The following is a 12,397-nucleotide window of genomic DNA, read 5'->3' as shown; positions in this document are numbered from 1 at the left end:
CGTAACATTTATACATGGCTTTATTCATAAATTGTCCTAGGATTAACATACGATTGAGTAGGTACTTACCAAAAGAGTCACTACCTTATTTCTGTGTAAACAGAATGCAATGGTGATTACAATATTTGCAAAAAAAACCTAGGAGGTTGGCTATGAAAAAAAAGATTGTTTCTTTGTGCATTGTCGCTGTTATGACAAGTGCTCTGGTCTTCGCTGGTGGAGACGCAGAGAAAGCAAAAGTTGCTCCATCTAAACCTTTATCTGTAATGATTTGGGATTCTAATCAGGAGCCAGGAATCAGGCTTATAATTGATGACTTTACCGCCAAAACCGGTATCGAGGCTGATGTTCAGGTTGTGGATTGGAACAACTACTGGACACTGCTCTCTGCAGGTGCCCAGGGTGGCTCTCTTCCAGACGTGTTTTGGATGCACTCCAATGAATCCCAGCGCTACATGTCAAACGATTTGCTGCTAGATGTAACTGACAGGATTGCAAAAAGTTCCCTCATTGATCCTAAAAATTATCCTGAAGATATCTGGAGCTTGTACACCTATAACAAGAAGTACTATGCAATACCGAAGGACATCGATACCATTGCACTCTGGTATAATAAGACCCTGTTTGATGAAGCAGGTGTTGCATATCCTGATGAAAATTGGACATGGGATGATCTGTATCAGGCAGCAAAGAAGTTGACCAAAGCTGACGGGTCTGTATATGGGTTCTGCAATGTGAATACGAACAACCAAGCAGGTTGGTACAATTTAATCTATAGCAACAACGGGTATGTGATTTCTGAAGACAAGAAAAAATCAGGTATGGATCACCCAAATACCATTGAAGCCATGAAGTGGATGGAGAAGATGATCAATGAAAATTTGATGCCTCCCCAGAATGTAATGAGTGAGAGTGGTGAGGATGTCCTGTTTCAATCAGGTAAGGTTGCGATGACTCTGCAGGGTTCCTGGATGGTTGCTGCCTTCCGAGACAATGAATACAGCTATGCCAACTGTGATATTGCCATGCTCCCCTTGAATGAGAAAACCGGTCGACGTGCATCCATTTATAATGGACTTGGCTGGGCCATTTCTGCAAACACCCTGCGTGCTGATGACGCTTGGAAGTTGGTCGAGTATTTCGGGTCTGAAGAAGGACAGCTCAGACAAGCGGAGCTAGGTGTCACCATGTCAGCGTACAAGGATACCAGTGAGAAGTGGAAGAACAGTGTTCCCCGGTTTAATTTGCAGGCATACTTAGACATGCAGGATGATATGGTTATTCGTCCGTTCTCACGGAATACCGTGAAGTGGGAGAATGCAGTCCTTGATGTTATGCTGAAAGTATGGTCCAAGGAGATGCCTATGGAAGCAGGATGTAAGGAAGCTGCCAGACAGATGAATGAAATCCTCGCAGAAGAGTAGGTTTTAAAAAAAGATCCGGGTGGGGGGGGGAAACCTCCACTCGGAGTGTTTTAAGGAACATATGCATGAAAAATCGTTCATTACGGTCTGCTATGACCACAAATACATTTCTCTGGGGGTGGGCTCTAATCCTTCCCACAGTGATTGGCTTGCTGGTTTTGAACATTATTCCTCTGATTGCAACCATCTATCAAAGTTTCCATAAAACGGGAGATTTTGGGAAAGGAAATATTTTTATTGGGCTCAAGAATTTTCAAAAGTTATTCTCCGATGATGCTGTTCTCCAGTCAATTATCAATACGATCAAGTACACCATCGCTCAGGTACCATTTTCTGTGATTATTGCGTTGATACTTGCAGTCATGCTCAATAAGAAGATCAGGGGAAGATCGATATACAGGACCATCTACTTCATGCCGATGGTTGTAGCCCCTGCTGCTATCGCCATGGTATGGCGCTGGTTGTATAATTCTGAGTTTGGGTTGATCAATAATCTGTTCAATTTGAATGTCAACTGGATCTCAAATCCGAGCATTGCTGTGTTCTCAATCGCTATCATCGGTATCTGGTCCGATATCGGGTACAATATGATTCTTTTCCTTGCAGGATTGCAGGAGGTTCCAAAGGACTATTACGAGGCAGCTGACTTGGATGGGGCTAGTGCAGTACAGAGTTTTGTCCATATAACGGTTCCTATGATCAGTCCAATCCTGTTCTTCGTCATTGTTACCAGGATGATTGCTGCTATGCAGGTGTTCGACACCATTTTCATGGTGATGGAGCGCTCTAATCCAGCATTGTACAAGACACAGTCTCTGGTATTCCTATTCTACCAATCCTCGTTTGTGGAACGAGATCTTGGATATGGATCCACTATTGTTGTGGTATTGCTGATGATTATCATGTTCATCACAGCATTGCAAATGATAGCCCAGAAAAAATGGGTACATTATAATTAGGAGCACGTTATGCAGAGAAGAAATATACTTTCCGTTATCGTAATGCATGGCGTTCTTATCATAGTTGCTCTCATTATGATTGTCCCTTTTGTTTGGATGGTTTTAACATCTTTCAAAACCGTTGGTGAATCAGTACAGCTCGATCCCTTTGTATTTTTTCCTTCTGAAATTCGTATGGAAGCCTTCACAAGGGTGTTTACCACGAACAACTTTTTGAACCTATACAAGAATACGTTGCTTATGATTGCTTTCAGAATTCTGTGTGCGGTAATCACCGCCAGTATGGCAGGATTTGCCTTCGGAAGATTACATTTCCGGGGTTCAGATATTGCATTTTCCCTTGTATTGATACAGATGATGATTCCTCCTCAAATTTTCATCATCCCCCAATATCAGATGATTTCACGGATGGGTATGACGAATACCATCTTTGCACTGGTCTTTCCTGGGTTGGTTACCGCGTTCGGTACATTCTTGATGCGGCAGGCATATAAGATGCTTCCAAAAGATCTTGAGGAAGCAGCCAAACTTGACGGGTTGAATATTGGAAAGACTTTCCTGCTTATTTTGGCACCATTGACCAAGTCCAGTTTAATTGCCTTGAGTGTATTCACTGCCGTTTTTGCATACAAGGATCTTATGTGGCCGATGATTGTTAATCCATCCAAAGATGCATTGGTATTGGCGTCAGCACTTGCCAAAATGAAAGGACAATATGTTTCAAATTATCCAGAGCTCATGGCAGCCTCCTTGATTGCATGTGTCCCGATGATCATTCTGTACTTCATATTCCAGAAGCAGTTTATCGAAGGTATCGCAACCTCGGGAGGAAAGTTGTAAGTGAAGATGTTTAGTCCATAGTGTTAGTAAGGCTATTGCAAGAGCTAGCTACAGGGTACATATGCTCATCAGAAGTATTTGATAGTACAAGATTTTTGGTTTTCAAATCCAGGAAGAAGGGAGAAATAGGATGAAAATTACGTTTTTAGGAGCTGGCAGCACGGTGTTTGCACGCAACGTGCTTGGAGATTGTCTTGGTACGCCGGTATTACAACAGGCTGAAATGGCGTTATATGACATCAACGCCAGACGCTTGGAGGAATCGCGAATCATATTGGAGAGCATGAATCAGAGTATCAACCAAGGCAGAGCAAAGATAGTGGTCTATCACGGTTTGGAAAACTTGAAAGCAGCTCTGAAGGGAGCTCGATTTATTGTCAACGCTATCCAGGTTGGGGGTTATGATCCAAGTACAGTCATCGATTTTGAGATTCCCAAGAAGTATGGTCTGCGACAAACTATTGCTGATACGATAGGAATCGGGGGAATTATGCGTGCCTTAAGGACTATCCCTGTCATGGATGATTTTGCAAAAGCTATCGAAGAGGTGTGTCCAGATGCTTTGTTCTTGAATTACTCGAATCCGATGGCGATGCTTAGTGGGTATATGCAGCGCTACACCGAGGTGAAGAATGTTGGTCTATGCCATAGTGTACAGGTGTGTTCCGAGACGTTGCTCAAAGAGCTTTCCATGGAGGACAAACTTGTCGGGCGGGTAGAAACGATTGCAGGAATAAACCATATGGCCTGGTTGCTCAGTTTGCATGATAAGGACGGTAATGACCTCTATCCTGAGATTAGGAAGCGTGCGCTACGGAAAAATAAGGAAAAGAAACATGAGGATATGATTCGCTTTGAGTACATAAAACATCTAGGGTATTACTGTACTGAGTCGAGCGAGCATAATGCGGAGTATAATCCTTTCTTCATCAAAAAAGCGTACCCCCAATTGATAGAGGACTTCAATATTCCACTCGATGAGTATCCGAGGCGTTGTATCAACCAGATTGCTGAGTGGACAGAAGAGAAGGAGCGTATACTTAACAAAGGTAACATTACTCATGAGCGATCTCTCGAATATGCTTCCCATGTCATGGAGGCCGTGGTAACCAATACGCCATACAAAATTAATGGGAATGTCTTGAATACCCACTTGATTGATAATCTTCCTGGTGAGGCTTGTGTAGAAGTACCTTGCCTAGTTGATGGTAGCGGGGTCACTCCTTGCCATGTGGGACGATTGCCTGTACATCTTGCTGCAATGAATATGACGAATATCAATGTGCAATTGTTAGCCATTGAAGCGGCAGTAAGTAAGCGAAAGGATGCAATCTATCATGCAGCCATGCTTGACCCACATACCGCCTCTGAGCTTTCAATTGATGATATCGTCAAGATGTGTAACGAGATGATTGATGCACATGGTCAATTCATGGCGATGTATTGCTGATGATCTGTCTTTTATGAGGCATTGATTTTGGATTTTGATCTTTGATTGGTGTATACTATGTAGGAAAGGAGGCTGTTTGCATGTCAGATGATGAACTCCTGATTAAAGCCGCTCGATTTGTTGGCCTTGATGGGTTAAAGAAGTCTGCTATCGATCTAGCCCTTTCCTACTGTGGAATTCAACAGTGTTCTCCCTTGCATAACAATGGACCAGAGATACGAGATACTAGTTTTATTCATGTTATTACTAGTGGTAAAGGAGTATTAAGAATGCAAGGAAGAGAATACAATCTTTGTGCGCATCAGGCATTCTTGATTCCTGCGGGAGTTTCTGCACAGTATACAGCGGATTTAACAGATCCATGGACCTATATGTGGGTAGGTTTTTCTGGATTGATGTCTGAAGAGAGCATGGGGATGGCAGGGTTCAGCTTGGAACATCCTGTTAGGGCTGTCGGTAATGAAAGTATCCTTCAACATGATATCGAGGGGATGATTGAAACCTATCATCTCACGTTCACGAACGAGCTCCGCCGAAATGGGTGTTTCTTCCATTTTATTGCCCACTTGATTGAGGACTACCAAGCACAGGGGGTATTGGGTAGCGAAAGTAATTTGCAGTCCGCTCAATATGCAAGGAAAGTCTACCACTACATTATGGACAATTTTTCTAAATCCATTAAGATTCAGGACCTTGCAAGTGAAATTGGAATTAGCAGGAATTATCTCTATTCTTGTTTCAAGGATGTATATAAGGTATCGCCGAAGCAGTTTTTGGATAGTGTTCGAATGGAACATGCTGCCAGCCTCTTGGTTTCGAAATATATGAACATAGGTCAAGTCGCTCATTGTGTAGGATTTGATGATGAGCTAGCTTTTTCCAAGGCATTCAAGGAGTTTCATCACATTGCTCCTTCTGAATTCCGCAAACAGTTACGGATGAAAAGGATGGCGAGTAGGCCTCCTCTCTCATGTTCAACTACCAGTATTTCCTAGTTCTTGCAACTGAAGAATGGAATACTAAAAACTCTAAAGTATCATGGTGCAGCATTGAACTAGGCAGAGAGATAGTGAGTAGCTAGAGGCTTATAAAAATATCTTTGGGCATTGTCATGAAAGATCAAGAGCACACCTGCTGCTCCAACAAGGAACGATAGAGTGGGCTGAACCAGAGTATATCTACTCATGGTTGCTTGCCTAGAATTACGTAACCGGCTATACAATAAGTAATGGATACACGTCGACCTTACCTTACCATGATGATAAAGCCAGCCTCAGCTGCGTGTAATCTTCGCTGTGATTACTGCTTCTATTTCGATGAGGCAGATACCCGAACAGAGGGTATCAGACCACTTATGGAGCGGAGTGTTGTCGATGCAATCATCGAGAAGAGCCTAGAGGCAGCAAAACACTGTTCCTTCGCGTTCCAAGGGGGAGAACCCTCCTTGGCAGGACTTTCCTTCTTTGAGTATTTTGTGGACAAAGTAGGTCGGACCAAGAAAGAAGACTCTCAGGTAAGCTATGCGTTTCAGACCAATGGCATGTTGCTTGATGAAACTTGGGCAAGGTTTTTTACACAACATGGGTTCTTGGTGGGAGTCTCCCTTGATGGTCCCCCGCGTCTGAACAACCTACACAGAAAAGACCGGGAAGGCAAAGGCAGCGGAAGAAAGGTGATGCAAAGCATCTCCCTTCTCCAGAAAGAAGGGGTGGAATTCAACGTCCTCAGTGTGGTCACCAATGAATTGGCACAGAATATTGGTGTGGTCTACCCATATTTTGTTGAACATGGGCTGGTCTACCAGCAGTACATCCCCTGTATGGATTCCTTTGATGGAGAGAAACGGTTCCTTTCCCCTACACAGTACGCACAATTCCTTAAGGATCTCTTCGACCTCTGGTTTGCCTCATTCCAGTCTGGCAAGCCTGTCTCAGTCCGCTTTTTTGACAACCTAGTGGGTATGCTAGCCGGCTATCCCCCTGAGGCTTGTGATATGGCCGGGGTGTGTTCAGTCCAGTATGTCGCAGAGAGCAATGGGGATGTCTATCCCTGTGATTTCTTCTGCCTTGACTCCTATCTCTTGGGAAACATCACTCGGGACCCCATTGCATCACTTGATGCAAGACGGAGTGCCCTTAGGTTCATTGAGGATTCTTCCAATTCAATTGATGATTGTGTTCCCTGTCCTTGGAAAGCCCTTTGCAGAGGTGGCTGTAAACGGTATCGTAATGAGGACGGGTATCGCTTTTGTGCTTCCATGAAATCGTTCTTTCCCTATGTTATTAATCGCTTGGAAATGGTAGCCAATACTCTAAAATCTAGAACATAAAAGGGACGCATGTGGAAATTATACTCGTAATACTGACATTTGCTGCAACAGTGATAGGAGCTATCAGTGGAATTGGTGGTGGGGTTATCATCAAACCGGCCATGGATGCCTTGGTTGATTTTCCAATCGCTACAATTAGCTTTCTCAGCGGAAGTACCGTCCTTGCGATGACGGCTGTATCCTTGCTTAGGAGTCGGAAGGATACCATTTCCGTTGACCCATTGGTTGGTACCCCTCTTGCACTTGGCGGTGCAATAGGTGGGGTAGCTGGAAAGATGGTGTTCTCTTGGGTCAAGGCAGCAGCAGGCAATAACGCTCTCATAGGAATGATACAGAACATCATCATGGTCGTGTTGACTGCCACGGTATTCATCTATGTTCTGGAAAAAGCAAGGATTCATACCCTGCAGGTAACAAGCAAAGGAGTAGCGGGATTGCTTGGTTTTGTGTTGGGTGTTTTCTCATCCTTCCTGGGGATCGGAGGTGGCCCAATTAATATTATGTTCCTCTCCTATTTCTTCTCGATGGATAGCAAGCATGCTGCACTGAACAGTCTCTACATCATCTTTTTCAGCCAGGTTGCAAATTTCCTTACCAATGTCATCCAGGGTACCTTTCCGGAATTCAATATGCTCCTGCTTGTGAGTATGATGGTCACTGGTATTGTAGGGGCAATGGTAGGGAGATCACTGACGAAGCGTCTTGCCAATGAGCAGGTTGACCGGCTGTTCATGGGTGTAATGCTCCTAATAGTTTTTCTATCAGCATTTAATGTTTGGAAGTTTGCTTCTCTTTAGGGAATTTATGAAGAGGATGATTTCAGCGCTATTCGTAGAAAGAAGTGGTATCAAGAGAGGGTCAACAGAAAAGATTTGATCGATAGTGGCAGAGAGCGTAGAATATTGGCATACTATGTAACCCAACGATGCCGTAATGGGGGATGTATGAAACTAGGAGTTATCGCAGACGATTTTACCGGAGCCGTGGATATAGCGGGTTTTTTGGCATCTGGAGGCATGAGAACACTCATGTGTGCGAAGCCTGTTGCTACAGAGCAACTTCCCGAAACCGATGCGATTGTCATGAGCCTGAAAATTAGGAGTATCCCCTCTTCTGATGCAGTGACAGAATCTCTTTCTGCTCTTGCTTTCCTTCAGGAAGCTGGTTGTGACCGCTTCTACTACAAATACTGCTCAACCTTCGATTCCACGGAGAAAGGGAACATCGGCCCTATAAGTGATGCACTCAGGAATGCACTGGGGCTCTCCAGTACGCTCATCTGTCCCTCTCTCCCTGTCAATGGAAGAACCGTCTATCACGGCTACCTGTTTGTAGGTGACCAACTGCTCAGTGACTCGCCAATGCGTCACCATCCTCTCAATCCGATGAAACAGTCGAAACTCGCCGATTTGCTTGCCATGCAGAGTCCTGCAACCAATGGCCATGTCTATTATGAGGAAGTCAGGCAAGGGGCTATAGCAGTAAAAAACCGCATTGAGGCTCTGGAAAAGAACGGGGTGAACAACATCATAGTCGATGTCATCAATGATGAGGACTTGGTAACGATTGCCAAGGCAAGTCAAGACATGCTTCTTGTCACCGGTGGCTCTGGTCTAGCCCAAGGTATTGCCGCAGTTTGGGCTGAGTCCCTTGGAAAGAAAGGCACGGCTATGCCTGCGTTCCTGCCTAGGAAGACGAAAGCAGTGGTTATTGCAGGTTCTTGTTCTGCAATGATGCAGAAGCAGGTTGCCTATTATCAGGAGAAGGCCGAGAGTCTCAGTATTGATGAACAAGCCTGTGTGGATGACCCTTCCTATCCAGAGACACTTGCCCGGTGGGTACTTGCCCACCAGGGAAGCACACTTGCTCCCATGGTCTTTGCGACACGCTCACCAGAGGATCTGCAGCATAATCGAGAACGGTTCAAGGGAGTGGACTTAGCAGGAATTATTGAGCAGGTATTTGGAAAGATGACAGCTATCCTTGCACGAGAAGGGGTTGAAACCTTCATTGTAGGAGGCGGAGAGACCAGCGGGGTGGTCGCCTCTACCTTGGGGGTGGATGCCTACCTAATCGGAGAGCAGATCGACCCGGGAGTCTCTTGGGTACAGTCCTTGGACAGGAGATACCAACTGGTATTGAAGAGCGGTAACTTTGGTTCAGTTTCTTTCTTGGAGAAAGCACAGGAGTCTATCAATGGATGAAATTGAGATGAAACGAGAACTGGTTACCTTCGCGACAAGCCTTTACCAACGAGGATTTGTCGTGGGAAGTGCAGGAAATATCTCGGTAAAGCTTTCTGATGGTACCTACCTTGCCACTCCAACCGGTTCTTCCTTTGGTATGTTGAGCGAGGCAGAGGTGTCCCACTTCAAGGAGGATGGAACGTTGCTTGGGGGAAAGGCGCCTACCAAGGAGGTTCCGTTCCATCTAGCTTGTTATGCTTCTCACCCTGAGATTCGAGCCGTAGTTCACCTGCACTCCACCTATGCAACGTTGCTTGCGAGCACCAAGGACTTGAGGGATGGCAGTCCCTTTACCCCTTTCACTCCCTATTTCATCATGAAGGTGAACAAGGTGGGGATTCTCCCATACCGAAAACCAGGTTCTCCCCTTATTGCAGAGGATATCCGTAAGAAACCTGGGTTCTCCACCTATCTCATGCAGAATCATGGGCTCATTACCACCGGCAAGACACTTCAGGAAGCAGTATTCGCTGCCGAGGAGTTCGAGGAGAGTGCAAAGCTCTGGTATCTGGGACAGGGATTGGATATCAGGAGACTGAGTGAAGATGAAATGGCAGAGTTGCAATAGCAGCCAAGGTATCTGTACGTATAGCATATGACTTTTGCATTACGGATAAAGAATTAAAGATAGTGTTTATTCCCCAACGGAGCGAGAGGAAAGGAATCAGCATGATGGTTCCTCTCCCGAGCGAGTGCCGGGAAAGCAAGGTGAGATACCCCGTCCCTTGGGGCGGAAAAGGAGGCAACGCCTCCTGAGTACAGGGCTTGCCCTGGGGTATTGATACCTTTCATTCTTTGCAAAGCATCTTTTATGAATAACGAGACAATTCCTACTTGGCTTTGCTGATAGGGTGCCCACCCTTCATCTATCCCGATAATGCGATCCACATTGAACGATGCGAATGACATTCCCATCGATACGGTAAACCAAGCGGTTGCAATCATCAATCCTTCGGCTCCAATACGGTGCAAGGTTCCCAGATAACCGCTCCGGTTTACCGATTCCTTTGTACCCATTCCTGTCGATATCTCAGAGAAGTGACAAGATTCGCTTTAAGGTTTTCTTATCCTGCTGTGTCCAGTACTCAAAATCCTCCCAAGCATCGTCTGACCAAGCCTTAATCACTAACATCCACCTCGTGGATTGTGCCGCCGGTCGATTCCATCTGGGCAATCGATTTCCTGAGCCTCGCCATGTTTCGCTCGCTGTAGAATGGATCGACAGCAACCTCAAAAGGGATACGTCTCTCCCTTGCCACTTTGGTAGCAAAAATGGTGAAAGCCGCAGTAGGGGTCAAGCCAAGTTCTTGGCAGGCTTTCTCCAAGTTGCTTTTCAACTCTGCATCCATGCGAAAATTTATATTTACAGTCTGGTGTCCCATACGCTTCTCCTCTCTAGCAATACAATAACTATATGTAATGAATAAGTCAATATATGTCATTACATTTCATACTTATTATTGGTTTTGGATTATTGAGCATGGAATCCCTATGGGTGTTCAAAGGTGCTTTTTATTACCTTTAATCGTAAATTCTTGGTTCCTGCGGCTTTACAGTTGTCATAAAAGATAAAGCAACAGTGCTGTTTAGTGCAGTCGTTTGCAATAGCAACCAAGGTAATTGTACTCATAGTACATGATGGATGTATCATAGATAAAGAACTAGGAAAAGTTTCTGTTTTTTCTTGACCCTATAGTAACTATAGGGTTTATCGTGCAGTCATCAAGTCAGTAAGGTGGTAGGTGATGGGTAACCAGAAACTTCTTACAAATATACGTTCTCTCGTGAGTTGCGATGGATCTGATACTGTTTACTCCGATTGTGATCTCCTGATTGACGGATACCAAATTGCTAAGATTGGAAAGAATCTTCCTCGTGGTGATGCTCAGGTCATCGATGCAAGTAACTACATTGTGTATCCAGGATTGGTGAATACGCACCATCACTTTTTCCAGACGTTTGTACGGAATCTGATAACCATCGATTATCCGAATCTTCTTGTTGTCGACTGGCTCGACAAGATTTATCCTATTTTTTCCCAGATTGACAGCGAAGGTATCTACTACTCCTCTCTTGTTGCCATGGCAGACCTCCTCAAACATGGTTGTACCACTGCGTTCGACCACCAGTACTGCTATACCAAGAAAACCGGAAAGGAAGCGGTGGACCGCCAGGTGGAAGCTGCATCCCTGTTGGGTATCAGGTACCATGCAGGCAGAGGTTGCAATACCTTGGAGAGGGAGAAGGGAAGTACCATCCCTGAGGAGATGTTGGAGACCACCGATGAGTTCCTGCTTGATTGTGAACGTTTGATGAAAGCGTATCATGACCCAAATCCCAACAGCATGAGCCAGATTGTGGTCGCTCCCTGCCAACCGATTAACAGCTATCAGGAAACGTTCGAGGAGTCATTGGCATTTGCAAGGAAGCATGGCCTCAGGCTCCACACCCACCTCGGCGAGGGGGAGAACTCCATTATGGTGGAACGCTACGGCAAGAGAACGCTTGCCTGGGCAGAAGAGATTGGGTTTGTTGGGGAGGATGTCTGGTTTGCGCATGGATGGGAACTCCAGAAGGATGAATACAATGTAATGGCACAGACGGGAACCGGACTTTCCCACTGTCCGGCCCCTGCCGTTCTGGGAGGCTTTCCCATCATCGATATCCCAGCGATGACGAAGGCAGGGATGAACGTTTCGCTTGGTTGTGATGGTTCTGCTACCAATGATAGTTCCAACCTGCTCGATTCCTTGCGCATGGCTTACTTGGCTCAGTCTTACCATAGCAAGAGCCGAGGAGGAGCCCCTTCAGCCTATGAGATGCTCAAAATGGCTACAGCTGGTGGTGCCAAGATGCTAGGCAGGGATGATATCGGTTCCCTCGAGGTTGGAAAGGCAGCCGATCTTTTTGCCATTGACGTAAATACGCTTCCACTTGCTGGAACCTTGCATGATCCGCTTAATCTTCTTGCCCGTGTCGGGTATACCGGGGAGGTTGCAATGACCATGGTCGGTGGTGAGATCAAATTCAAGGACGGAGAGCTGACAGGCATTGATGAAGTCCGTCTGGCAACCCAGGCAGAACAAGCTTGCGATGAGAGGCTGCGCTCTCTATTTCCCGAGATTTTTAGGTAAGTTGGCATTCACAGG

The 12,397-nt window shown here is 45.5% G+C and carries 12 protein-coding genes; 10 read left to right on the top strand and 2 right to left on the bottom strand.

Annotation, left to right across the window (positions count from 1 at the left end; translation table 11 throughout):
- Positions 1 to 152 precede the first annotated feature (152 nt).
- The 9 genes from DYP60_RS11625 to DYP60_RS11585 all read left to right on the top strand — a co-directional run bounded on the left by DYP60_RS11625 (position 153) and on the right by DYP60_RS11585 (position 9,816).
- The gene (locus DYP60_RS11625; RefSeq protein WP_117331182.1) at positions 153 to 1,424 is read left to right on the top strand and encodes an ABC transporter substrate-binding protein; all 1,272 of its coding nucleotides are present in this window, start codon (positions 153 to 155) and stop codon (positions 1,422 to 1,424) included.
- A gap of 92 nt (positions 1,425 to 1,516) precedes the next feature.
- Complete coding sequence (locus DYP60_RS11620; protein WP_240622876.1) at positions 1,517 to 2,383, top strand: carbohydrate ABC transporter permease; 867 nt, start codon at positions 1,517 to 1,519, stop codon at positions 2,381 to 2,383.
- Positions 2,384 to 2,392: 9 nt separating this feature from the next.
- Entirely contained in the window at positions 2,393 to 3,223 is an 831-nt protein-coding gene (locus DYP60_RS11615) for a carbohydrate ABC transporter permease (RefSeq protein ID WP_117331180.1), read from the top strand.
- 130 nt (positions 3,224 to 3,353) lie between these two features.
- Positions 3,354 to 4,673 carry an alpha-glucosidase/alpha-galactosidase gene (gene melA, locus DYP60_RS11610; protein ID WP_117331179.1) on the top strand — a complete coding sequence of 440 codons (1,320 nt, stop codon included), beginning with the start codon at positions 3,354 to 3,356 and terminating at the stop codon, positions 4,671 to 4,673.
- A gap of 80 nt (positions 4,674 to 4,753) precedes the next feature.
- Positions 4,754 to 5,668: an AraC family transcriptional regulator gene (locus DYP60_RS11605; protein WP_117331178.1), complete on the top strand. Its 915-nt coding sequence runs from the start codon at positions 4,754 to 4,756 to the stop codon at positions 5,666 to 5,668.
- Between the two features lie 233 nt (positions 5,669 to 5,901).
- On the top strand, positions 5,902 to 7,002 hold the full coding sequence (locus DYP60_RS11600; RefSeq protein ID WP_117331177.1) for a radical SAM/SPASM domain-containing protein: 1,101 nt from the start codon (positions 5,902 to 5,904) through the stop codon (positions 7,000 to 7,002).
- Between the two features lie 11 nt (positions 7,003 to 7,013).
- Positions 7,014 to 7,799 (top strand): sulfite exporter TauE/SafE family protein, encoded by a 786-nt coding sequence (locus tag DYP60_RS11595; protein ID WP_160527951.1) that lies wholly within the window; start codon positions 7,014 to 7,016, stop codon positions 7,797 to 7,799.
- A 147-nt stretch (positions 7,800 to 7,946) separates the two neighbouring features.
- Positions 7,947 to 9,206: a 3-oxo-tetronate kinase gene (otnK, locus tag DYP60_RS11590; protein ID WP_117331175.1), complete on the top strand. Its 1,260-nt coding sequence runs from the start codon at positions 7,947 to 7,949 to the stop codon at positions 9,204 to 9,206.
- The gene (locus DYP60_RS11585) at positions 9,199 to 9,816 is read left to right on the top strand and encodes a class II aldolase/adducin family protein (RefSeq protein ID WP_117331174.1); all 618 of its coding nucleotides are present in this window, start codon (positions 9,199 to 9,201) and stop codon (positions 9,814 to 9,816) included. Before otnK ends, DYP60_RS11585 begins: the two co-directional genes overlap by 8 nt.
- A gap of 294 nt (positions 9,817 to 10,110) precedes the next feature.
- Here DYP60_RS11585 and DYP60_RS14800 read toward each other — a convergent pair whose 3' ends face one another.
- Together DYP60_RS14800 and DYP60_RS11570 are read right to left on the bottom strand one after the other, a co-directional pair.
- Entirely contained in the window at positions 10,111 to 10,251 is a 141-nt protein-coding gene (locus DYP60_RS14800) for a type II toxin-antitoxin system YoeB family toxin (RefSeq protein WP_476712872.1), read from the bottom strand.
- 115 nt (positions 10,252 to 10,366) lie between these two features.
- Positions 10,367 to 10,630 carry a type II toxin-antitoxin system RelB/DinJ family antitoxin gene (locus tag DYP60_RS11570; protein WP_117331172.1) on the bottom strand — a complete coding sequence of 88 codons (264 nt, stop codon included), beginning with the start codon at positions 10,628 to 10,630 and terminating at the stop codon, positions 10,367 to 10,369.
- A gap of 363 nt (positions 10,631 to 10,993) precedes the next feature.
- Here DYP60_RS11570 and DYP60_RS11565 point away from each other — a divergent pair, with 363 nt between their 5' ends.
- Positions 10,994 to 12,382: an amidohydrolase gene (locus DYP60_RS11565; RefSeq protein WP_117331171.1), complete on the top strand. Its 1,389-nt coding sequence runs from the start codon at positions 10,994 to 10,996 to the stop codon at positions 12,380 to 12,382.
- The last annotated feature ends 15 nt before the right edge of the window (positions 12,383 to 12,397 follow it).

It is taken from the genome of Sphaerochaeta halotolerans (genome assembly GCF_003429665.1).
Taxonomy (GTDB): domain Bacteria; phylum Spirochaetota; class Spirochaetia; order Sphaerochaetales; family Sphaerochaetaceae; genus Sphaerochaeta; species Sphaerochaeta halotolerans.
This window is presented reverse-complemented; position numbering and strand designations above follow the sequence as displayed.